Source organism: Cellulomonas pakistanensis (genome assembly GCF_016862755.1).
GTDB classification, from domain to species: Bacteria; Actinomycetota; Actinomycetes; order Actinomycetales; family Cellulomonadaceae; genus Cellulomonas; species Cellulomonas pakistanensis.
This window is the reverse complement of record NZ_BONO01000017.1, coordinates 12174-33551: the sequence shown is the minus strand read 5'-3', so window position 1 is coordinate 33551 and position 21378 is coordinate 12174. Positions and strand designations below refer to the sequence as shown.

General features: G+C 76.0%; 22 protein-coding genes and 1 tRNA gene. 10 read left to right on the top strand and 13 right to left on the bottom strand.

Going from position 1 to position 21378, the window contains the following annotated elements:
* Positions 1–124: 124 nt before the first annotated feature.
* Genes Cpa01nite_RS11840 through Cpa01nite_RS11825 form a run of 4 tightly spaced genes read right to left on the bottom strand, consistent with a single transcriptional unit; the run spans position 125 to position 5388 of the window.
* Positions 125–943, bottom strand: a complete 819-nt coding sequence (locus Cpa01nite_RS11840) for a lytic transglycosylase domain-containing protein (protein WP_203668972.1) — start codon at positions 941–943, stop codon at positions 125–127.
* Entirely contained in the window at positions 940–3828 is a 2889-nt protein-coding gene (locus Cpa01nite_RS11835) for a TIGR03773 family transporter-associated surface protein (protein WP_203668971.1), read from the bottom strand. Before Cpa01nite_RS11835 ends, Cpa01nite_RS11840 begins: the two co-directional genes overlap by 4 nt.
* A gap of 31 nt (positions 3829–3859) precedes the next feature.
* Entirely contained in the window at positions 3860–4258 is a 399-nt protein-coding gene (locus Cpa01nite_RS11830) for a Fur family transcriptional regulator (protein ID WP_203668970.1), read from the bottom strand.
* On the bottom strand, positions 4255–5388 hold the full coding sequence (locus Cpa01nite_RS11825; RefSeq protein ID WP_203668969.1) for a CobW family GTP-binding protein: 1134 nt from the start codon (positions 5386–5388) through the stop codon (positions 4255–4257). Before Cpa01nite_RS11825 ends, Cpa01nite_RS11830 begins: the two co-directional genes overlap by 4 nt.
* 87 nt (positions 5389–5475) lie before the next feature.
* On the opposite strand from Cpa01nite_RS11825, the gene rpmB reads away from it, so the two are divergent.
* The 8 genes from rpmB (at position 5476) to Cpa01nite_RS11785 (ending at position 7571) form a co-directional block, all read left to right on the top strand.
* Positions 5476–5712 carry a 50S ribosomal protein L28 gene (gene rpmB, locus Cpa01nite_RS11820; RefSeq protein ID WP_203668968.1) on the top strand — a complete coding sequence of 79 codons (237 nt, stop codon included), beginning with the start codon at positions 5476–5478 and terminating at the stop codon, positions 5710–5712.
* Complete coding sequence (rpmG, locus tag Cpa01nite_RS11815; protein WP_203668967.1) at positions 5712–5879, top strand: 50S ribosomal protein L33; 168 nt, start codon at positions 5712–5714, stop codon at positions 5877–5879. Before rpmB ends, rpmG begins: the two co-directional genes overlap by 1 nt.
* Entirely contained in the window at positions 5879–6184 is a 306-nt protein-coding gene (gene rpsN / locus Cpa01nite_RS11810) for a 30S ribosomal protein S14 (protein ID WP_203668966.1), read from the top strand. Before rpmG ends, rpsN begins: the two co-directional genes overlap by 1 nt.
* A 10-nt stretch (positions 6185–6194) precedes the next feature.
* Complete coding sequence (locus Cpa01nite_RS11805) at positions 6195–6458, top strand: type B 50S ribosomal protein L31 (RefSeq protein ID WP_203668965.1); 264 nt, start codon at positions 6195–6197, stop codon at positions 6456–6458.
* Positions 6455–6577 (top strand): type B 50S ribosomal protein L36, encoded by a 123-nt coding sequence (gene ykgO, locus Cpa01nite_RS11800; protein ID WP_034227039.1) that lies wholly within the window; start codon positions 6455–6457, stop codon positions 6575–6577. The genes Cpa01nite_RS11805 and ykgO overlap by 4 nt, the downstream gene beginning before the upstream one ends.
* The gene (gene rpmF / locus Cpa01nite_RS11795; RefSeq protein ID WP_203668964.1) at positions 6577–6747 is read left to right on the top strand and encodes a 50S ribosomal protein L32; all 171 of its coding nucleotides are present in this window, start codon (positions 6577–6579) and stop codon (positions 6745–6747) included. Before ykgO ends, rpmF begins: the two co-directional genes overlap by 1 nt.
* Positions 6748–6894: 147 nt before the next feature.
* Positions 6895–7272 (top strand): ArsR/SmtB family transcription factor, encoded by a 378-nt coding sequence (locus Cpa01nite_RS11790; protein WP_203668963.1) that lies wholly within the window; start codon positions 6895–6897, stop codon positions 7270–7272.
* Positions 7269–7571 (top strand): hypothetical protein, encoded by a 303-nt coding sequence (locus Cpa01nite_RS11785; RefSeq protein ID WP_203668962.1) that lies wholly within the window; start codon positions 7269–7271, stop codon positions 7569–7571. The genes Cpa01nite_RS11790 and Cpa01nite_RS11785 overlap by 4 nt, the downstream gene beginning before the upstream one ends.
* 126 nt (positions 7572–7697) lie before the next feature.
* On the opposite strand, the gene Cpa01nite_RS11780 is transcribed toward Cpa01nite_RS11785, so the two are convergent.
* The 4 genes from Cpa01nite_RS11780 to Cpa01nite_RS11765 are packed head-to-tail and all read right to left on the bottom strand — an operon-like array spanning position 7698 to position 12013.
* Entirely contained in the window at positions 7698–8585 is an 888-nt protein-coding gene (locus Cpa01nite_RS11780; RefSeq protein WP_203668961.1) for an anchored repeat-type ABC transporter permease subunit, read from the bottom strand.
* Positions 8582–9385 carry an anchored repeat-type ABC transporter ATP-binding subunit gene (locus tag Cpa01nite_RS11775; RefSeq protein WP_239068733.1) on the bottom strand — a complete coding sequence of 268 codons (804 nt, stop codon included), beginning with the start codon at positions 9383–9385 and terminating at the stop codon, positions 8582–8584. The genes Cpa01nite_RS11780 and Cpa01nite_RS11775 overlap by 4 nt, the downstream gene beginning before the upstream one ends.
* Positions 9382–10410: a TIGR03773 family transporter-associated surface protein gene (locus Cpa01nite_RS11770; RefSeq protein ID WP_203668960.1), complete on the bottom strand. Its 1029-nt coding sequence runs from the start codon at positions 10408–10410 to the stop codon at positions 9382–9384. The genes Cpa01nite_RS11775 and Cpa01nite_RS11770 overlap by 4 nt, the downstream gene beginning before the upstream one ends.
* Before the next feature lie 37 nt (positions 10411–10447).
* The gene (locus Cpa01nite_RS11765) at positions 10448–12013 is read right to left on the bottom strand and encodes an anchored repeat ABC transporter, substrate-binding protein (RefSeq protein ID WP_203668959.1); all 1566 of its coding nucleotides are present in this window, start codon (positions 12011–12013) and stop codon (positions 10448–10450) included.
* 112 nt (positions 12014–12125) lie between these two features.
* Between Cpa01nite_RS11765 and Cpa01nite_RS11760 the strand changes: the two genes are divergently transcribed.
* Positions 12126–15212, top strand: coding sequence for a choice-of-anchor M domain-containing protein (locus tag Cpa01nite_RS11760; RefSeq protein WP_203668958.1), 3087 nt, complete (start codon positions 12126–12128; stop codon positions 15210–15212).
* A 325-nt stretch (positions 15213–15537) separates the two neighbouring features.
* Here Cpa01nite_RS11760 and Cpa01nite_RS11755 read toward each other — a convergent pair.
* A tRNA-Arg gene (locus tag Cpa01nite_RS11755) sits at positions 15538–15610 on the bottom strand.
* Between the two features lie 168 nt (positions 15611–15778).
* Between Cpa01nite_RS11755 and Cpa01nite_RS11750 the strand changes: the two genes are divergently transcribed.
* Entirely contained in the window at positions 15779–16696 is a 918-nt protein-coding gene (locus Cpa01nite_RS11750) for a DUF368 domain-containing protein (protein ID WP_203668957.1), read from the top strand.
* Positions 16697–16706: 10 nt separating this feature from the next.
* Here Cpa01nite_RS11750 and Cpa01nite_RS11745 read toward each other — a convergent pair whose 3' ends face one another.
* The 4 genes from Cpa01nite_RS11745 to Cpa01nite_RS11730 all read right to left on the bottom strand — a co-directional run bounded on the left by Cpa01nite_RS11745 (position 16707) and on the right by Cpa01nite_RS11730 (position 21278).
* Entirely contained in the window at positions 16707–17654 is a 948-nt protein-coding gene (locus Cpa01nite_RS11745) for an ATP-dependent DNA ligase (protein WP_203668956.1), read from the bottom strand.
* An 85-nt stretch (positions 17655–17739) separates the two neighbouring features.
* Complete coding sequence (locus Cpa01nite_RS11740) at positions 17740–18687, bottom strand: ATP-dependent DNA ligase (protein WP_203668955.1); 948 nt, start codon at positions 18685–18687, stop codon at positions 17740–17742.
* Positions 18688–18697: 10 nt separating this feature from the next.
* Entirely contained in the window at positions 18698–19252 is a 555-nt protein-coding gene (locus Cpa01nite_RS11735) for a hypothetical protein (RefSeq protein WP_203668954.1), read from the bottom strand.
* 349 nt (positions 19253–19601) lie between these two features.
* A complete protein-coding gene (locus tag Cpa01nite_RS11730) occupies positions 19602–21278 on the bottom strand; it encodes an FAD-binding dehydrogenase (protein WP_203668953.1) in 1677 nt (558 codons plus the stop codon).
* Positions 21279–21378: the final 100 nt, after the last annotated feature.

The following is a 21378-nucleotide window of genomic DNA, read 5'->3' as shown; positions in this document are numbered from 1 at the left end:
CGAGGTGGACGGCGCCACGTCCCTGTCTCGGCGAGGCGTCCGCAGCGCTGCGGTGATCGGGGTGTCCCGCGGCGGGCCGGTGCGACGAGCCAGCTGAATGGCCCGCCGCACCGGGATCGGGGGGTCAGCCGAGCCCGGCGAACCGGTCCGCGACGTCCGCGACCGCGTTGTTGTACGCGAGGTCGTCGTTGTACGCGGCGACCGCGGCGATCCAGGTGTCGGGGTCGGCGAGGTCGCCGGAGTCGCACAGGTAGCGCGCGGCGGCCAGGGCGGCGTCGTGGACGTTCTGCGGGTCGCTGACGCCGTCGCCGTCGCCGTCGGCCGCCCAGGCGGCCCAGGACTGCGGGATGAACTGCATCGGGCCGACGGCCCGGTCCCACCGGGTGTCGCCGTCGAGGGCGCCGCCGTCCGAGTCGGCGACGGCGGCGCGGCCGGGGGACCCGTTCAGCGGCAGCCCGAGGATCGGCGGGGAGGCGAGGCCGGCGGCGTCCAGGGCGCTGCCGCCGGCGGTGCCGTGCGCGGACTCGACCTCGCCGATCGCGGCGAGGGTGTTCCACCCGAGGTGGCACCCCGGCTGCTCCTCGGCGGTCCGCAGCGCGGCGCCGGCGTACGCGGCGAGCGCCGTGGCGGGCACTCCGGAGGCGTCCGAGGTGCGGGCGAGCCACGCGGCGTCGACCAGCTCGGCGACCGCGACGGCCGTCGCGTCGGGCGTGGGTGTGCGGCTCGGAGCAGGTCGCGGGGTGCGGTCGGGCGCGGGCTCGGCGGGCCGGGACGTCGCACCGGGCGCCGGCGCGCCGGCGGGCTCGCCGGTGGTGCCGGCCGCGGCGGTGGCGACGGCGGCCCCGCCGAGGCCGAGGCCGGCCACGACGAGGGCGGCGGTGGCGGGGCCGAGCCACCGGCGTCCCGTGGTCGCACGCGGCGCGGTGGGGCGGGGGGTCGTCATCGGGTGGTCTCCTGGGTCTGACCGCGCCACCAGGCGCGTCCGGTGGTCACGGCTCCGGCGAGCGTCAGCGTCGCGAGCGCCCCGAGGACACCGGCGAGGACCCCGCGACCGGCGGGGTCCACGGAGGTGGGCGTGGCGCCGGTCGCCTGCTGGTCGACGTCGATGGTGGTGTCGCGCTCGGACGCGTGCCGGTCGTCCGCCTGGAGGACGGCCGCGGCCGCGTGGACCTGGGCGGCGGACCGGGCGGTCAGCGCCTCGGCCGTCGCCGTGGCGCCCGTGACGGACGCGAGCTGGTCGGCGGACAGGGCGCACTCGGCACCGGACGCCGTGCGTCCGACCCACTCGGTCACGGTCGTGGTGGCGGCTGCCGCCCGCGGGTCGCCGGAGCCGACGAACACGTGCACGACGCCGGTGGCCGAGACCCGCTGGCCGGACGTGGTGGTGCCGGTCTGGGTGATCGTCACGTGGTAGGCGCCGGGCTGCGTGAAGACCCAGTGGGCGTGCTGGTGGGTGTTCAGCGGGACGGAGACGGACCGGGGGCCGCCGACGGTGTCGAACACCCGCTGGTTCGGGCTGCCGAACGAACCACCCATGTAGACGATCAGGTCGCCGGGTCCGTCGACGCCCGCCAGGGTGAAGGTCACCGGCCCGCTCAGACCGGAGGTCACGGACGGGTGCTGGGTGTTCCAGCCCAGCCAGGGGATCCCGGCCTCCTGCGTCTCGGGGATCTCCCAGATCGTCGATCCCGCCGACCCGAGGAACTCGAACCCGGCCGGGACGGTGCGGCGCGCGGTCTCCGACACGTGCAGCACGAGCCCCGCGGGGTCGCGCCAGGCGCCGGCGTCGTCCTTGGTGCGCGCGACCAGCTCGCCGTTGATGAGCTGAGAGCCGAAGTCGAAGTGGCCGCCGGTGGCCACCGTGGCGTCGGCCGCGGACACCTGGCGCGTGACCGGTGTCGGGGTGCACACCTCGGTGCCGGCGGGGATCGCCCCGGGTTGCGGCCCGCCGGGCCCCGGGTCGGGCGCCGGGACCGGGGCGGGGCCCGGGTCCTGGGACGCGGGCCGGACCGTGACCGGCGCCCAGCCGATCAGGTCGCCGTCACGGTCGAGCGCGGCGAGCTTGTGCGCGCCGGCCGTGGTGGCGGCGACGGGGACGGCGCGGACCCACCCGTCGGACGCGACCCGGTGCCAGCCGAGGTCGCGCGGCGTGGAGTACCACCACAGCGAGGCCCACCGGCCGGCCCGATCGGTGCCGACGAAGACGTCGACGGTGCCGCCGTCGGTGGTGACGGTGGAGCTCGCGGCGCGCACCGGGCCGCGCGCGGAGCCGGTGAGCTCGCTCGGGGCGACCGGGTCCGGCGCGGTGCCGGGTCGGGCGTCGCCCTCGACGATCTCCTCGGGGGTCTTGCCGCACATCTCCTCGGTGACCCGCTCGGGGTCGACGTCGCCGACGGCGAGCAGGAGGGTGGCGGAGTCGGCGCGCCGGTCGGCGCCGGAGCCGGTGGAGAACGTGGAGTCCAGGCAGTAGACGCCCTGGCGGGTGAAGGCCCAGGAGCCGTGGCCGTGCTCGTCGTAGGAGAACGAGCCCGGAGTGCCGGAGTCGGACAGCAGCATCCGGATGGCGCCGAAGCTGCCGCTCTCGAACAGGGCGAACCGGCCCGGTCCGCGGACGTCGTCGAGGGTCCAGGTGACGCGGGTGCCGGACGGCGAGACGTTCCACCCCGGCCACACCAGGGAGAAGTCCTGGGCCTGCGGCAGCACCCACGCCTCGTCGACGCCGGGGCCGAACACCTGCTGCAGATGCGCGCTGGTGACGGAGGAACCGGGCGCGGCGTAGAACGTGGCGTCCTCGACCTCGTGCGCGGTCGCGGGAGTGGTGGTGTCGTCGTGCACGTCGACGTGCAGCGACGACGCGGTCACGGTCGACAGCACGTCCATGTGGCCGACGGAGAGCACCTCCCGGCCGGACAGCGGCAGGTCCGCCCACCCGCCCTCGGCAGGATCGGTCGGGTCCGTCGGGTCCGCCGGGTCCGCCGGGTCCGCAGGCTCGGCCGGGTCCGTCGGGTCGCCGCCCGGCGCCGGGTCGGTCCCGCCGGCGTCGGGCGCCGACCCGCAGGCGGCGTCGGCGGGGATGGTCGGGCCGACGGCGATCCGCAGCGGCTGGCTGCTGGTGGACGCCGTGCCCGCGCCGGCGAGGGTGGCGGAGGTCTGCACGTCGAGGCAGTACATGCCCTCGGCGGTGAACCGCATCGACATGGTCGCGCCCTGCGTGTAGCCGGGGCCGATGTCGGTGCTCGCGGCGCGGTCTCGCCCGTCGGGTGCCGTGCCGGTCCCGAGCGCCGGGGTGCCGGGCGCGTACGGGGCGGGAGCGCTCACCGGGTCGCCGGCGACCCGGTACCAGAGCACGTCACCGGGTGCCCGCACGTCCGCGAGCGAGACCGTGAGCGAGGGATCGGCGGCGGACAGGTCGGCCGCCTCGACGCCGCCGGTGTCCAGACCGAGCGCCAGGCCGCCGGCGGCGGGCCGCTGCGGGTCGGGGTAGGTGCTCCACCCGGTCGCGCCGGCATCCCCGAGCCAGGAGTACGCCGGGTCGTCCGGCACCGCGTGCTCGTCACCCACCACCCGGAGCACCACCGGGCCGGGGTCCTCGAGCCAGGTGCCGGTGCTCTGCGCCAGCCCGGTGCGCAGCGCGCCGTCGACCACCCCGGTGCGCACCAGGTAGGCGCCCGAGGAGATCTCGGTGGGTGCGGCGCCGGCGACGGCGCCGGCGGTGGCGGCACCGGCGACGGCGCCGGCCGCGAGCAGGGCGGTCGACAGCGCGGCGGCGACCGCCCGCCGCGCGTGGCGGCGGCGCGGCGGGCGGGCGAGGGCTCGGTCGTGCGGCATCAGGTTCCGATCGGGGTGCGGGGCGAGGGGGTCAGCGGCGGCAGGGGCCGCAGGTGCCGAACACCTCGACGGTGTGGGTGACCTCGGAGAAGCCCGACTGCTCGGCCATCCGCCGGGCCCAGTGCTCGATGGCGGGGCCCTCCACCTCGACCGCGCGGCCGCAGGAGCGGCACACGAGGTGGTGGTGGTGGGCCTTGCGCTCGCAGCGGCGGTACACGGCGGTCTCGCCGCCCGCCGATCGCAGGACGTCGACCTCGCCGCGCTCCTCCATGCGGTGCAGGGAGCGGTACACGGTGGCCAGGCCGATGTCGTGACCGCGCTCCCGCAGGACCAGGTGGATCTGACGGGCGCTGCGGAAGTCGGGCAGCTGGTCCATGACGGCCACGATCGCGGCGCGCTGCCGCGTGCTGCGCTCACCCGAGGGGGTCACGCCGCCGACCTCGACCCCAGCCACGGCTCGAGGACGTCCTCGCGACCCAGCCACGGGAGCAGGCCGGCGGCGTACTCCTCCGGCGTCATCAGGATGTCCTCGAACGCCGCGCGCAGCTGCTCGCGGCCCTCGCCGACGCCGGTGAACACCAGGCACGTGTGCGGCGCCCGCCGGTGCCACAGGCCCATCGCGCCGACCGACAGCTGGCCGCCGGACCCGTCCCACACGCACAGCGAGTCCGGGCGGCTCGGGACCCAGAACCGCCCGCGGCTCCGGAACGGCCCGCTGCCGAGGCGGTGCACCTCGGCGACCATCCGCTCGGGGTGCAGCGGGCGGTCCGAGCGCAGCTCGAGCGTCCACACGCCGTTGCCGGTCGGCGCCCCGGGCACCGCCGAGGCGTGCAGCGGATCGAGCCGGCGGTCCGCCGCGCTCGCGTCGTGCCGGCTCTCGAACAGCGCGGCGACGTCGAGGGAGTACAGGCCGTCCACGCGCCGGCTGTCGGCCGCGCGCACGTGCTCGACCAGGTCCGAGGCGATCCGGTCGTCCAGCGCGGTGTCCGCGTCCTGCTCTCCCTCGGACCCGCCGGTGGCGACGAGGACCACGTCCGCGTGCCCGAGCTGTGCCGCGAGCGCCTCGCCGACCCCTCGCCGGTCGTCCTCCGTGAGAGCGATGCCGCGCTCGTCGAGCAGGTCGTCGCCCAGCAGGTCGTCCTCGACCGTGTCGCGGTCGACGGCGGTCAGGACCGTCGCGAGCTCCAGGCTGCGCAGCACGCCGCCGCGGCGGGTGGCCGCCCCGAGCGCCCGGGTCACCGGCAGCGGCTCGGCGGAGACGGGGAGCGCCAGCAGCACCGCGTCCCAGCGCGGGTCGCGCGCCAGCCGCTCGAGCGTCGGCACGGCGTCCTCCCGCACGGAGCAGCTGAGGCACGCGTGCTCGAGCGGGACCAGCACGTCCTCGAGGACGCCCGAGGCGTCGACGACGACGCGCCGGATCCCGCCGCCACCCGGCCCGTCCACGATGTCGTGCCGCAGCACGACCGTTCCGGGCCGGTCGACCACGACGGTGAAGACCGCCGAGTCCCGCAGGACCGGGTCGATGGTGGCCAGGACGGCCAGGGGCTTGCGAGGGCGCACGGGTCCTCCTCACGTGTTCTGCTCGGCGTGGGCGCGGCCCAGCATAGCGCTTGGCGGGAACGATTCTCATTCTCTATGCTGACGCCCATGTCCGCTCACTGCCAGGTCCTCGGGACGTCCCCGGGGTTCGGCCACTCCATCTCCCACTCGCACCGGCGCACCAAGCGCCGGTTCGACCCGAACATCCAGCGCAAGCGCTACTGGGTGCCCTCGCTCGGCCGGCACGTGACGCTGACCGTCTCGGCCCGGGGCATCAAGACGGTCGACAAGCTCGGCATCGAGGTCGTCGTCGCCCGGATCCGCGCCCGCGGGGAGAAGGTCTGATGGCCCGCGCCGCCGACGTCCGCCCGATCATCAAGCTGCGCTCCACCGCGGGGACCGGCTTCACCTACGTCACCCGCAAGAACCGCCGCAACGACCCCGACCGCCTCGTGCTGAAGAAGTACGACCCGGTCGTCCGCCGGCACGTCGACTTCAAGGAGGAGCGCTGATGGCCAAGAAGTCCAAGATCGCGAAGAACGAGCAGCGCAAGGAGGTCGTCGCCCGGTACGCCGAGCGCCGGCTCGAGCTCAAGGCCGCCGCGGTGAACCCGCACCTGTCCGAGGCCGAGCGGGTCGCGGCGCGCACCGCCCTGCAGGCCCTGCCCCGCGACGCCAGCCCCACCCGGGTGCGCAACCGGGACGTCGCCGACGGCCGCCCCCGCGGGTACGTGGGCAAGTTCGGGCTCTCGCGCGTGCGGATGCGGCAGATGGCCCACCGCGGCGAGCTGCCCGGTGTCACGAAGTCCAGCTGGTGAGGAGCACGACATGAAGCAGGGCATCCACCCCGAGTACCGCCCCGTGGTCTTCCGGGACATCAGCGCGGACTTCGCGTTCCTGACCCGCTCCACCGTGACCTCGGACAAGACCGTCGAGTGGGAGGACGGCCACACCTACCCCGTCGTGGACGTCGACGTGTCCTCCGCGAGCCACCCGTTCTACACCGGCAAGTCCCGCGTCCTGGACACCGCCGGCCGCGTCGAGAAGTTCCGCCAGCGCTACGGCCTGAGCACCCCCGAGGAGACCCGATGAAGGTGCGCGCCTCGCTGGCGTCCCTGAAGAAGAAGGAGGGCTCGATCGTGGTGCGCCGCCACGGCAAGACCTTCGTCATCAACAAGAAGAACCCGCGCTGGAAGGCGAGGCAGGGCTGATGGCCGTCCCGAAGCGGAAGCTCTCGCGCAGCAACACCCGCGCCCGCCGGTCCCGGTGGAAGGCGACCCCGGTGCCGCTCGTCACGGCGCGCACCCCCGACGGCCGCACGGTCGAGGTCCCGCGCCGCCTGGCGCGGGCCGTGGAGAAGGGACTGGTGGAGGTCGGCTGACCTGTCGACCCCCGACCGCGGTGCCCCGACGTCAGCAGCCCGTCGGGGCACCGCTCGTCGTCCCCTCCGACCCCCTCGACACCCCGGGTGCGTCCGGGGTCCCGGTCGCCGCTTGCGCAACACATGAAGACATGTTGATATGAACACATGTCTTCCGATCCGGTCGTCGCCGCGGCCGAGCTCTTCCGCGCGCTGGGCGCTCCCGCCCGGCTCACGATCCTGCGCGAGCTGACCGCCGGCCCGCGCTGCGTGCACGAGCTCGTCACGGCGACCGAGGCGTCGCAGTCGCTGGTCTCCCAGCACCTGCGGGTCCTGCGCGGCGCACGCCTGGTGCGCAGCGAGCGCCGCGGCCGGGAGATCGAGTACTCCCTGATGGACGTCCACGTCGGGCACCTCGTCGAGGACGCCCTGGCGCACATCGGCGAGGACGGCGCCGCCCAGCCGGGCGACGCCCCGGACCCCACCCTCGACGAGGGCCGATCGCCGGCGCACGAGCCGGCGTCCACGAGGAAGGACCTGCCATGACCGCGACCACCGAGCACGAGGTCCACGACTCCCACGAGCACGCGCACGCCGCGGACTGCGGCCACGCGGCGGTGGAGCACGAGGGGCACGTCGACTACCTGCACGACGGCCACCTGCACCACGCGCACGAGGGCCACGTGGACGAGCACCACGGTGCGGTGCACGCGACCGACGGCGCGCACGACCACCAGCACGGCGCCGACTGCGGCCACGAGGCCGTGCAGCACGGCGACCACGTCGACTACGTCCACGGCTCGCACCACCACGCCGAGCACGCGGGTCACTACGACGAGCACTGACGACACCCGACGGCGGGGCGGCGACCCAGGAACGTCGCGGCCCCGCCGTCGTGCTCCCGCCCCCGGTCCGGGGCCCGCCCGCTCAGGCCGGGGTCGCGCCCGACAGCCACCCCCCGCCGGTGGTGCTCACGCGGTGACCGGGACGGGTCGGGCACGACGGGTGCGGTTGCGCAGCGCCCGCGCCAGGCCGTGCCGGGGGGCGAGGAACCACGCCAGCAGGAACCCCGCGGTCGCGACGAGCACGATCGTGCCGCCGGTCGGCAGGTCCAGGCTCCAGGACAGGTACACGCCCACGACCGCGGCCAGCCCGCCGAAGCAGGGCGCGAGCGTCATCATCACGCCCAGCCGGTCGGTGAGCATGCGCGCGGTGGCCGCCGGGGTGATCAGGAGCGCCAGGACCAGGATGTTGCCGATGGTCTGCACGGAGATGACGATCGCGATCGTCACCATCACGTAGAGCACCAGGTCGAGGGCGAACACCGGCAGGCCGGAGGCCCGCGCCATCTCGCGGTCGAGGCTGACGGTCACGAGCTCCTTGTGCAGCAGCAGCACGCCGAGGATGAGCAGGGCGCCGGCGACGGCGACCGTGACGACGTCGCGGTCCGGGATGCCGGTGATGGACCCGAACAGGAAGTCCTGCAGGGAGCCGGCGTAGCCGGGGGCGCGGCTGATGATGACGATGCCGAGCGCGAACGCGGCGACGAAGAAGATCCCGATGATCGAGTCCTCCTTCAGGCGCCGGTTCTGGGAGAACACGGCGACCAGGACGGCCGTGGTGATGCCGGCGACCGCGCCGCCGAGGACGAGCGAGCCCTGGAGCAGGAACGCGACGGCGAGGCCGGGGAACACGGCGTGGGCGACGGCCTCGCCGATGAACGCCATGCCGCGCAGGACGACGTGGCTGCCGATGACGCCGCAGATGACGCTGGACATCAGCGCGACCAGCAGGGCCTTGGGCAGGAACGCCAGGTCGGGGTTGGTGAGGTCGGCGAGGAAGTCGATCGGGGAGATCACGCGGGCACCTCCAGGCCGATCGCGCGCAGCAGCGGGGAGTGCGGGGAGATCTGAAAGGCACGCGCCCACAGATCGGGGTCGCGCACCTCGGCGGGGGTCCCGGTGGCCAGCACGGTGCGGTTGAGCAGGGCGATGCGGGTGCAGGAGTACAGGGCGCCGGCGAGGTCGTGCGTGGTCATGACGACCGCGACGCCCTCGGCGGCGAGCTCGGTGAACAGCCCGGTGAGCAGCTCCTGGGTCGGCATGTCCAGCCCGGTGAACGGCTCGTCCAGCAGCAGCACCCGGGGCCGCAGCGCGAGCGCGCGGGCGACCAGGACGCGCTGACGCTGCCCGCCGGACAGCTGGCCGACGGGCCGGCGTCGGAGGTCGGTCAGCCCCACCCGGTCGACCGCGTCGCGGACGGCGCGGTAGTCGTCGACCCGGGCGCGGCGCAGCAGGCCGATGCGGCGGGTGCGGCCGCTGAGCACGGCGTCCTCGACGCTGATCGGGAAGTCCCACGCGAACTCGTGGCGCTGGGGGACGTAACCGACCCCTGCGCGCGCCGCGCGGCTGCTGCGCCCGGCGACCTGGACCGTGCCCGACGCGACGGGGACCAGCCCCAGCACCGAGCGCAGCAGGGTGGTCTTGCCGGCCCCGTTCGGGCCGATGAGGCCGAGGAAGTCGCCGCCGTGCACCTGCAGGTCGGCGCCCTGGAGCACGAGCCGGCCGCCGAGGACGACGTGCAGGTCCCGCACGTCCAGCGCCGTGGCCTGCGTGCCGGCCGCCGCCGCGACGGCGACGCGCTCCGCGGCGGCGGTCACCGCTCGCCCCGGGTGGGCTCGACGCGCCGGGGCGCCGTCCGGTCGGAGTACTCCGCGTCGACCAGGGCGCGGCGCCTGCGGGCGGCCAGGACGCTGCCGCCGGCGACGACCAGGACCAGGGCGACGCCGACGCCCACGAGGGCGCCGACCACCGGAGTGGGCAGCCCGGCGGAGCCGCCCGGTGCGGGCGCGGCCTCGGCGGGTGCCTCGGCGTCCCCGGCGCCGGACGGGGTCTCCTGCGCCTGCGCCGAGGTGTCCGCCGCGAGGACGGCGGTCATCGCCTCCTGGGTGTCGGTGGCGTCGCCGACCGCGAACCGCAGGACGGTGCGGTCGACGACCTGCTCGCCGCCGGTGAGGTCGGCGTGCACGTCGACGTCGAGCAGGTACGTGCCGGGCTCCGTGAACACCCAGTTGGCGTGCACGTGCGTGTTGACGTCCATCCACAGGTCCTGCGGGAACGCCTGGTTCGAGTCCCACAGCACGTTCGGCGCGCCGGCGACCCCCTCCTGCAGGAACACGTAGACGTCGCCGGGACCCTGCACGCCGTGCAGCGTCAGGGTGGCGCCGCGGTCGACCTGGGCGACGACCTCGGGGTCCTGGGTGTTCCACCCGAGCCACACGACGTCGGGGGCCTGGGTCTGCGGCACGACGTGCACGGGCGTGCCGGGCTCGGAGCCGAGGAACGCGTAGTCCGGCCCGTCGGGGACGGGCAGGACCGCGGTGTCGAGCACCCGCAGGACGGTGTCGTCCGCGTCCCGCCACACCGCCGGCACGGCACGGTCGTCACGCGCCTGCAGGCGCCAGCCGCCGTCGACGAACCGGGGACCGACGTCGACGTGCCCGGTGTCGACGACCGCCTGGTCGGCCGCGGTGCCCTCGCCGCCCTCGACCTGCTGCTCGAGCGCGGGGTCGCTGTCGCCGGCCGCGTGCGCGGCGGTGGACGCACCGCCGAGCACCGCGAGCGAGGCGGCCAGGGCGAGCGTGAGCCGGGCGGGCGCGCCGGCCCGGCGGAGGGTGGTGGTCATCGGTGGGTGTCCTCGGTCTCGTGACAAGGGGGGTGGGTCAGGTGAGGCAGCGGGCGAGCGAGTCGGCGTTGAACCGCATCAGCTCGACGTACGACCCGGCGTCCGGGCCGAAGGAGTCGGAGTAGATCGAGCAGACCCGCACGCCGGCGTCGTCCGCGACCTCGCGGAGGACGGACGAGCGCTGCGCGAGCGCCGGCTCGAGGAACACCGCGGGTACGTGCAGGTTGTCGATCGTCTCGGCGAGCTTGCGCCGGTCGGCGAGGCTGGGCTCGACCGCGGGGTTGGGCGTGACGAACCCGGCGATCGTCACGTCGTACGCCAGGCCGAGGTACGCGAACGCGTCGTGCGTCGTCACCAGGTAGCGGCGCGACTGCGGGATGCTCGCGATGCGCTCGGTGACGTAGGCGTCGGTCGCGGTGAGCTCGTCGAGGTAGGCGTCCGCGTTCGCGCGGTAGGCCCCGGCCCCGGCCGGGTCGGCCGCGACGAGGGTGTCCCGCATGATCTCCACGTAGGCCTGCGCGTTGCGCACGTCGAGCCACAGGTGCGGGTCGATCTCGCCGTGGACGTGCTTGCCGAGCACCGCCTGCGGCAGCTGGTAGATCTGCTCGTCGGCGCGGCCCAGGAACCCGAAGCCCTGCCCGGCGGGGACGGGCGCGAGCGCCTTGTTCGGCACGGAGATCACGACCTCGTCGGGGTCGTAGGTGTGCTGCACCGGCGCGGCGTCCGCGCCGTGGTCGTGCCCGGCGGCGGTCTCGTCGGCGACGACGACGAGGCCGCCGGTGTCCAGGTCGACGGCGAGGTCGGCGTGCCCCTGGTCCAGGATCGCCGCGCCCGCGGCGTCGGCGACCTCGTGCGGGTCGACCCCGACGGCGAAGGTGAACGTCCCGCCGCCCGCGTCGACGGGCTCCGCGTCGTCGGTGACGGCGAGCTGCGCAGCGAGGTCGAGCCGGTAGACGCCCGGCTCCGAGAACGTCCAGCTCATGTGGGTGTGCGCCTCGGTCGGCAGCGAGACGCTGTCGGCCCGGCCGAGCCCGTCGCCGGAGTCGAAATACACCCGCAGGGACCCGAACGACTCGGTGAGGTACCCGGTGAGCTGCCCCGGCCCGTCCATCCCGGTCGCTGTGACCTGGACCTGCGAGGCGCGGGTGGCGCCGTGCTGCGCGCCGGAGCCCTGGACCCGCAGCCCGAGCCACACGGTGTCGAGGTTGACGTTCTCGACCAGCGGGATGATCTCGGCGGCGTACTTCACCGCGGACTCCGCCAGCGAGACGTTCGGCACCCCGGGCCGCAGGTTGGCGTCGAGGGTGCGGATGATCGCGTGCTCCTCGAGCAGCATGTAGTTGCTGAACGCCACGTCGGCGTAGACCACGTCGCGCACGTCGCGCAGGGACGGCTCGTAGGAGTGCGGGTCGCCGCGGTCCGGGACGATCGACGTCACCCGCGCCCGGTCCCCGGCGACGTGCCGGGCGAGATCCGCGAGCACCGGCGTGGTGGTCACGACCTGCAGCCGCTGGTCGCCCTCGACGCCGGCCACCGGGCCCGCGCACCCGGCCAGGACCGTCACCGCCACCCCGGCGGACAGCACCCTGCCTCGTCTCGACATGCCTCTCCTCATCGCACACGCGCGCTCCCAGCGGCGCCCGGGCCTTGCCACCCGGAGCGTCCACTGTGCCATAGTGATAGTCATTATCACTGCTGACCAGAGAGGTCCATGCATGCGCACGCGCACGCGAGCCGGGACCGCGGCGCTCGGAGCGGTCACGCTCCTGGCCACGTCGCTCCTCCCGCTCACCGCCTTCGCCGCCGACGGTCCCCCGCCGGCGAGCGCGGAGAAGCGAGTCCTGTCGAAGGTGCACACCGACGCGGTGTCCACCTTCCTGAACGGCACCACGTTCGAGCTGGCGACCAAGGCCGACGTCCCCGAGGGCAACGGCACCCGCCTCGACCCGACGAGCGTCCTGTTCCACGTCGACGACGCGGCCCAGCTGCAGGTCCCGGCGGGGTACGAGTTCATCGGCCCGGTCGGCTCGACCGTGTGGATGGCCCCGGAGACCAACCCGTCCGGTGGCGCCGGGTACACCCAGCTGTGGCCCGGCTTCTCGACCGAGTCGGTCCCGGCCGGCGCGCTGGTCCGCGACGAGACGACGTTCACGCTGACCGACCTCGAGGGCCCCGGCGACCTCGAGCTGTTCTCCGGCGGCGGCCTCGGCCAGCCCAAGCGGCTGTGGTCGAGCGACGAGGGCATCTCCTCGTTCACCGTGGGTCGCACCCACATGCACGCCAACTGGGCGTTCACGGCGGCGGGCACGTACACGCTGCACGTGCGCGCGCAGGCGACCACGACGGGCGGCACCGCCCTGTCGGCCGACAACGCCTACACGTTCGTCGTCGGCGAGCTGCCGGCGGCCGTGGCGACGTCGACCACGCTGACGGCCGGCACGGCCACGGCCGTGCCCGGCGACACCGTGACGCTGTCGTCGACCGTGACCCCCGCGGGCGCGACCGGGTGGGTCGAGTTCCTCGACGGCACCACGTCCCTCGGGCACGCCGAGGTCGTCGCGGGCGCGGCGTCGCTCGACGTCACGACCCTGCCGCTCGGCGCCCGCAGCATCACCGCGCGGTTCGCCCCGGCCCTGCTGAACGACTTCGCCGGCTCGACGTCGGCGCCGACCACGGTCACGGTGACGGAGGAGACCGGCGGCGAGGAGTTCGGCATCGCCGGGTTCCGCGAGTCGTACGCCGCGGGCGACCTCATCCACCTGCGGCCGCAGGGCGTGACCCCGGGCGCCGACCAGCACCTGTGGTGGCTGGTCCGGGAGTCGGAGACCGACACCGAGTACCTCACGGGCCAGGACGTGGACTTCGTGCGCGACGCCACCACCGGCATCGACGGCGCCCAGATCGCGCTCGTGCTGCGCGGCCCGGTCGACGGCAAGCAGCAGATCATCCAGCAGTCCGCGTGGCACACCCTGCGCGTCACCGGCGCGAACGTCGGCTCCGGGCAGCCGATCACCCTCGCCGGAGTGCCCGCGTCCGCCTACGCCGGCGACCCGATCGAGGTCACCGCCGACCACGCGCCCCTCACCGCGGGGCAGACCTACCAGTGGGTCTCCCGCTCCGTGCCCTACGGCGGCCGGGACGACTGGTACGAGCTGTGGAGCAACAACCCCACCGGGACCAACCCGTTCCAGATCGACACCGGCGCCCTCACCTACGCCGAGATCGCCCTGCGGATCGTCGCGGAGGACGGCACCGTCGTCGGGCAGTCGCCGGCCATCCGCCCGGACATCACGTCACGCGAGCTGCTGCTGTCCGGCGCCCGGTCGGTGTACCGCGACGGCGAGACGCTCGAGCTCGCCTCCGAGCTCTTCCCGGCCCGCGAGGACCTCGCGTACCAGTGGGGCACCGGCTCCGAGTGGGACTTCGCCCCGATCGACGGCCAGACCCGGCCGACGCTGAGCATGCCGGTGACCACCGCGATGGACGGCACGACCGTCTCGCTGCGGGTCCTCGACGGGACCACCGGGTTCCAGGTGGCCGAGTCGAGCGTCACGGTCCGCGTGACCGACGCCGCCGCCGGCGACCAGCTCGTCCTGCTGAACGCGCTGGCCGGGCACTACCACCAGGGCAACACCGTCGCGCTGCGCGCCACGGCGGACCCCGTCGCGAGCGACACCGACACCTACCGGTGGGAGTGGAAGCGCCCCGACCAGGCGCGCTGGACGACCGTCCCGGGCGCCACGACCGCGAGCCACGACCTGACGGCCGAGCAGGCCCTGGACGGCACGGAGGTCCGGGCCACCCTGCTCACCGCCGGCGGTGACGAGCTCGCCACCAGCGAGACCGTCACCATCCACGTCGACGACCACGGCGCCGCCCCGGTCCAGAAGGCGACCGTCACGGGGCTGCAGGCGGCGTACGAGGCCGGCGACCAGGTCGAGCTCACCGCGGCGGTCGCCCCGAGCTCGGTCCTCGAGCGCTGGGAGTGGTACCTGCAGCGCCCGGGCAGCGACACCCCGGCGCTGCTGGACGACTCGCTGACCTCGACCCTGGCGTTCGAGGCCACCGAGGAGCTGGACGGCGCGGCGATCTTCGCGCGGCTGACGTTCGACGACGGTCGCGCGTACGTCGAGTCGGCCCCGGTCGTGCTCGCGGTGGACCCGGCCCAGCCGGGCGAGCCGACCGACCCGCCCGTGGACCCCACGGACCCGCCGGTCGACCCGACCGACCCGCCCGTCGACCCGACGGACCCGCCGGTCGACCCGACGGACCCGCCCGTGGACCCGACGGACCCGCCGGTCGACCCGACGGACCCGGCTGAGCCGGGCGCGTCCGACCCGAAGCCGGCGCAGGCCCCTGCCTCGCGCACCGGTGCGGAGCTCGAGGGCGTGGCGGCCGGCGGCCTGACGCTGTCGACCACGTCGCCCCGCCAGGGCGAGGTCGTCACGGTGCGCCTCGGCGCCGAGCACGCGGACGAGTGGGTCGCGGCGTGGATGTTCTCCACCCCGACACTGCTCGGCGGCGACTGGGTGCAGGCCGACGCCGCCGGCTCGATCGCGGTGCGGATCCCGGCCGACGCCCCGGTCGGTGAGCACCGGGTGGCCGTGTTCGCGGCCGACGGCACGCTCATCGGGTGGACCGCCGTCCAGGTGGACGCCTCGGCGGGCGCCACGCCGACGGACAGCCTCGCGGTGACCGGCTCCTCGGCCGCGCCGCTGGTCGCCGTCATCGCCCTGATGCTCCTCGCGGGCGCCGGCGCGCTGATCGTCAGCCGCCGCGGCCGCACCACCGTCCGCGGCTGACGCCGCGCGAGAGGGCGTGGCGGCGAGCACCGCCGCCACGCCCTCTCGTCCTGCCACCCGCACCCACGTCGGAGCCGATGCGGTGCGGCCGCTGATCCTCGGTACCCCCGCGCGACTCCTCGTCGGCCGCGCGGCCGTGCTCCTGTCGCGTCGCCGACGGGAGGTCCTGCCGCCTCGCGACCCGACCTCACCTCGTCCCGCAGCGGGACCGGGTCGACCGGGTCGTGGCCCTCGGACCACACGGACTGACCCGGAGCGCCGGAGCCCCCGGCGCAGAACGCCCCGCCGCAGCGCGATCGCTGCTGGCGGGGCGTTCCTGGTCCTGTGCGCCCGGAGGGACTCGAACCCCCAACCTTCTGATCCGTAGTCAGATGCTCTATCCATTGAGCTACGGGCGCATCGGCCCTCGGAAGGGCCGTGAAGAAGAGTACAGGCCAAGCGGCCGTCCGCCCAAACCGGATCGACGTGCGTCCCGCCACACCCCGCGCCCGCGCGCCGGGACCGCGCCCTCCGTAGGTGCCGACGCCCGCATACCGCACGCCGCCAGTCCCCGTAGCGTCCCCGGCGTGCCCCGCCCCCACACCCCCGCCGCCGTCACGTCATGGTCCGTCGCCCGCGGCGTCCTCGTCGGCGCCGCCGAAGCGCTCCCCGGCATCAGCGGCGGCACCGTCGCCCTGGTGACCGGCGTGTACGAGACCGCGGTGACCGGCGCCGGCCACACCCTCACCGCGGTGCGCCTCTTGGCCACCGGCCGCGACCGCGCCGCCGCCCGGGCCGCCGCGCGCGCCGAGCTCCGCCGGGTCCGCTGGTCGGTCGTCGTGCCGCTGCTGCTCGGCATGGTCCCCGGCCTGCTGGTGACCGTCCGGTTCGTCGCGCCGCTGCTGGACGAGCACCCCGCCCCGCTGTACGCGCTGTTCCTCGGGATGACCGCCGCCGCGCTGGTCGTGCCGGTGCGGATGGCGGGACCGCGCTGGTCGGCGCCCGAGGTCGCCGGCGCCGTCGCCGTCGCCGCGGTGGTGTTCCTGCTCGTCGGCTTGCCGCCGCAGCACCTGACCCCGTCGTACCCCGTGGTGCTGGTCGCCGCGGCGGTCGCGGCGTGCGCGCTCGCGCTGCCCGGGACGTCCGGCTCGTTCCTGCTGCTGACGTTCGGGCTCTACCAGCCGACGCTCGCCGCGCTGAACGAGCGGGACTGGGCCTACGTCGCGGTGTTCGTCGCCGGGATCGCGCTCGGGCTCGGCGCGTTCGTGAAGGCGCTGCAGTGGCTGCTCGAGCACCGGCGCCGCGGGACGCTGGTGCTGCTGTCCGGCGTCATGGCCGGGGCGCTCCGGGCGCTGTGGCCGTGGCAGGACGACGACCGGGGCCTGCTCGCGCCGGACGGGCAGGTCGGGCTCGCGGCGGCGCTGGGCGTCGTCGGGGCGGCGGTCGTGCTCGGGCTCGTCGCGGCGGAGCGCCGCGCGCGACGCCGCCGGGCCGCGGCACCCTGAGCGCGCGGCGTCAGCAGCCCACGAGCAGCGCGTCCGGCTCCACGACCTCCACGGGGTGCAGCTCCGGGCGAGCCCGGAGGAACTGCGCCGGCCGCGCGAGCACCCCGCCCGACCACGGGACGTCCGCCGACACCTCGACGACGAGCGGCGCGATCCGGGTCGCGATCGCCGAGGACGGCGCGCCCCCGAGCGGCACGACCTGCCGACCGAGCGCGATGCCCGCCGAGAGGCCGATCGACGCCGAGCGCCCGACCGGAACCAGCTCGCCGTCCACGGGCAGCGCGAGCAGCAGCGCGCCCGGCTGGGCCACGGAGCCGGTGACCGCCGTCGCGACGAGGTCGACCGCGGTGCGGTGCTTGACCTTGCGCCAGTCCCGGGTGCCCGGGCGGTACGGCTGGTCGAGGCCCTTCGCCACCAGGCCGTCGACGCCGAGCCCGGCGAGGTCGCGGAACCAGCGCGCCGCCAGGTCGACGTCGCCGGTGAGCGGCGAGGTGGACAGCGGCTCGGCCCACCCGGCGGCGAGCTCCTCGAGGGCGATCCGCCGCTCGATGAACGGGCGCGGCCGCAGGTCCACGTGCGCGCGCTGGATCACGTCGAAGACGACGAACCCGGCGGGCAGGTGCGCGGCGAGCGCCGCGGGGTCCGCCGACGACGCCCGGCGCTGCAGCGCCCCGTAGTCGACCCGCCCGGACCGCCGGACGACGAGCTCGCCGTCGAGCACGGTGCCCGCGGGGACCTGCGCGGCGACGGCGCGGGTCACCTCGGGGAAGTCCCGGGTCAGGTCGCCGCCGTGCCGCGACCGGAGCAGCGTCCGCGGGCCGTCGGCGAGCGCCAGGAGCCGCATGCCGTCCCACTTGGGCTCCCACGCGGTGCCGCCCGGCAGGTCGACCGTGTCTCCCAGGCCGGGGACGAGGCGCGCCAGGGCCAGGCCGCTGGCATCCTCCGGCGTAGGGGGCACGGCCGAACAGTACGCCCGTTTTCCTCCGCGTATGTCCTGATTCGTCCGAATTCCACCGACCGGGTGTCGCGCAGCCGGTTCGTGGTCAGCCGCGCGCGGCGGCGCCGGGCTCCGGGTCAACCTCCGTCGGGTGCAGCTCCGGCCGGGCCCGGAGGAACTGCGCCGGCCCGACGAGGGCCCCGCGGGACCAACGCACGTCGGCCGACACCTCGACGACGAGCGGCGCGATCGCGGTCGCCACGGTCGACGCCGGCCCCGGCGGGATGTCCGGCGGGGAGGCCGGCGCGAGCACCCGCCCGAGCGCCAGTCCCGCGACCGCGCCGACCGGGCGGGACCGGCCGACCGGCACGAGCTCGTCGCCGACCGGCAGGGCCAGGAGCAGCGCCTCCGGCTGCTCGACGGGCCCGGTCACGGCCGTCGCGACCAGGTCGACGACCGACCGGTGCTTGACCTTGCACCAGTCGCGCGCGCCGCCGCGGTACGGCTGGTCCAGGCCCTTGGCGACCAGGCCGTCGACGCCGGTGCCCGCGAGGTCGCGGAACCAGCGCGCGGCGACCTCGACGTCGCCCGTCACGGGCGACAGCACCAGCGGCGCCGTCCACGGCCCGGCGAGCTCCTCGAGCGCCATCCGCCGCTCGAGGAACGGCAGCTCCCGGACGTCGACGTGCTCGCGGCGCAGCAGGTCGAACGCGAGGTACTCCGCGGGCGCCGCCGGGCCGCGCGCGGCCAGCCGGTCCTGGAGCGCCGCGAGGTCGAGCCGCCCGGACCGGCGCACCGCGAGCTCGCCGTCCAGGACGGTCCCCGCGGGCACGCTCCCCGCGATCGCGGCGACCACCTCCGGGAACGCGCGGGTGACGTCCTCGCCGTGCCGGGAGCGCAGCGCGGTCGCGGGGCCGTCCGCGAGCGCCAGCACCCGCATCCCGTCCCACTTGGGTTCCCACGCGGTGCCGCCGGGCAGGTGCTGCGCCTCGGCGAGGCCGCGGACCGGGCGGGCGAGCGCGAGCTCGACCCTGTCGTCGCGGGTGTGGCGCACGCTCGCCTCCTCAGGCCGTCGCGTGGGGTCGCACCGGAGCCGGCCCGACCGCCGACGCCGTGCGCATCCCGTCCGACGCGGGCGGGCGCCGGCCGGGGTCCGGGTCGCCGGCGACGCGGACGTCGAGCGCGAGGGTGCCGCCGCAGTCCGCCGCCGGCGCGGAGTCGGGCAGCGACGCGGTCCCGTGCACGGTGACCGGCCCGTCGTCGACGACGCCGAGGTCCACGCGGGCGCCCCGCAGGCGCGCGGCGCTGCCCGCCGCGAGCACGGCCCCGGTGTCGTCGCTCAGCGTCAGCTCGACGTCGCGGTCCCCCGGCCCGGTGGCCTCGTCGAGCACGAGGGTCAGCGCCGCGGGACCGGCGCCGCCCGGGTGGGCGGTGACGTGGAACGACGTCGACGCGCCGGGCGCGGGGACGGGGACGTGCACCCGGCCGGCCGCGCCCTCGCGCAGGTCCACGCCGGTCGTGGGCAGGGCCGTCGAGACGCCGAGCGCGCCGGCCCCGAGCACCCCGGCGACCGTGGTCGCGATCCCGGCCGCGACCACCCGCGACACCAGCCTCCGCACCGCCGTCCTCCCTTGTCGGTCGTCGGGCGGCGCGCGCCGCCCGGGCGTGGGACACGTCGCCCCGCCGGCGGCGGCGCAGGGCCGACGGGGCCGGCGGCGGACGACCCTGGCCGGCCGTGCGCGGCGGGCGGGCGTCCCTGGAGAAGTCGTCCCGCCGCGGCCGCGCGCACCGCACGCCGGTCGCGGCGCCGGAGCGCGTCCCTCGCGAGCCGCGACGTCGTCGACGCTACGTCGGACGCACCACTCAGCCGCCGCACGGGGCGCGCGGTGAGGGGTCGCCACGGCGCGGCACCCGGCCCGCGCGGGTGCGTGTAGGTGGCACGCGCCTCCGGCCGACGCGCGACGGCGGTCAGAGCGCCGCCGCCACCGCCCGCCCCGCGGTCCGGCCGGTGAGCAGGCACCCGCCGAGGAACGTCCCCTCCAGCGCCCGGTACCCGTGCGCACCGCCGCCGCCGAACCCGGCCGCCTCGCCCGCCGCGTACAGCCCCGGCACCGGCGCCCCGTCCAGGCCGAGCGCCCGCGCGTCGAGGTCCGTCTGGATGCCGCCGAGCGTCTTGCGGGTGATCACCCGCAGCCGCACGCCGATCAGCGGCCCCGCGGTCGGGTCGAGCACGCGGTGCGGCCGGGCGACGCGCAGCAGGCGGTCGCCGCGGTACCGGCGGGCGTTCCGGATGCTCTGCACCTGCGCGTCCTTGGCGAACGGGTTCGCGAGCTGGGCGTCCCGCTCGCGGACCTGCCGTTCGATCGCGCCCGGGTCGAGCAGCGGCTCGTCGGTCAGCGCGTTCATCCCGGCGACGAGCTCGCGCAGCGTGCCCGCCACCACGAAGTCCTCCCCGCGGTCCTTGAACGCCTCGACCGGCCCGGGTGCACCGCGGCCGAGCCGGGTGCGCAGCAGCAGCCGGTAGTCGCGCCGCGTGATGTCGGGGTTCTGCTCCGACCCCGACAGCGCGAACTCCTTCTCGATGACGCGCTGGGTCAGCACGAACCAGGAGTGGTCGTACGGCTGCAGGTCGGGGTCCGCGCGCAGCAGTCGCAGCGTGCCGACGGTGTCGTGGCCGGGCAGGCCGGGCGGCGGCAGCCGCCGACCCAGCGCGTCGAACCACACCGACGACGGCCCCGGCAGGATCCGGATGCCGTGCCCGGGCCAGACCGGCGCCCAGTTCGCGACACCCTCGGTGTAGTGCCACATCCGGTCGCGGTTCACCAGGCGCACCCCGTCGGCGGCGGCGATGTCGAGCATCCGGCCGTCGACCGACGCGGGCACACCGGTGAGCATCGTGCGCGGCGGGGTGCCGAGCCGGTCGGGCCACCAGCGCCGGACCCGCTCGTGGTCGCCGCCGATGCCGCCGGTCGCGAGCACCACAGCCTGGGCGGTCAGCGCGAAGTCGGCGACCGCGTCCCGGTTGCTGCGAACCCCGCGCGGCGAGTCGTCGTCGGCCAGGACGGTGCCGTGCACCCCGGTGACGACGCCGCCGGTCCGGACCAGCCCGTCGACCCGGTGCCGGAACCGCAGGACCAGCCGACCGTCCTCGGCCGCGGCGCGCACCCGGTCGGCGAACGGGTCGCTGATCCCGGTGCCGCTCCCCCACGGCACGTGGAATCGTGGGACCGAGTTGCCGTGCCCGCCGGGCAGCCCGTCCCCGCGCTCCGCCCAGCCGACGACCGGGGTGAACCGCACCCCGCGCGACCGCAGCCACGGCAGGGCATCGCCGGCGGCGAACTCGACGAACGCCCGGCCCCAGCGCACCGCCCAGGCGTCCTCGGGCAGCTCGCCGTCCAGCCGGTCCCAGCCGGCCGTGCCCTGCCAGTCCCGCCACGCCAGGTCGACCGAGTCCCGCACGCCGAACCGGCGCTGCATCGGGCTGTCGACGAGGAAGATCCCGCCGAACGACCACCACGCCTGCCCGCCCAGGTTCGCCGCGCTCTCCTGCTCGACCAGGACCACCCGGCGCCCGGCCCGGACGAGCTCGTCCGCCGCGACCAGCCCGGCCAGGCCGCCGCCCACCACGATGACGTCCGCGTCCACGCGCCACACCCCCGCCGCCCTGCGGCGTCGCCCCGTCGCGGCACCGGCTGGGGCGACTGTAGCGAGGGACACGGCGCGCCGGTCAGGCCCGCGGCGCCGA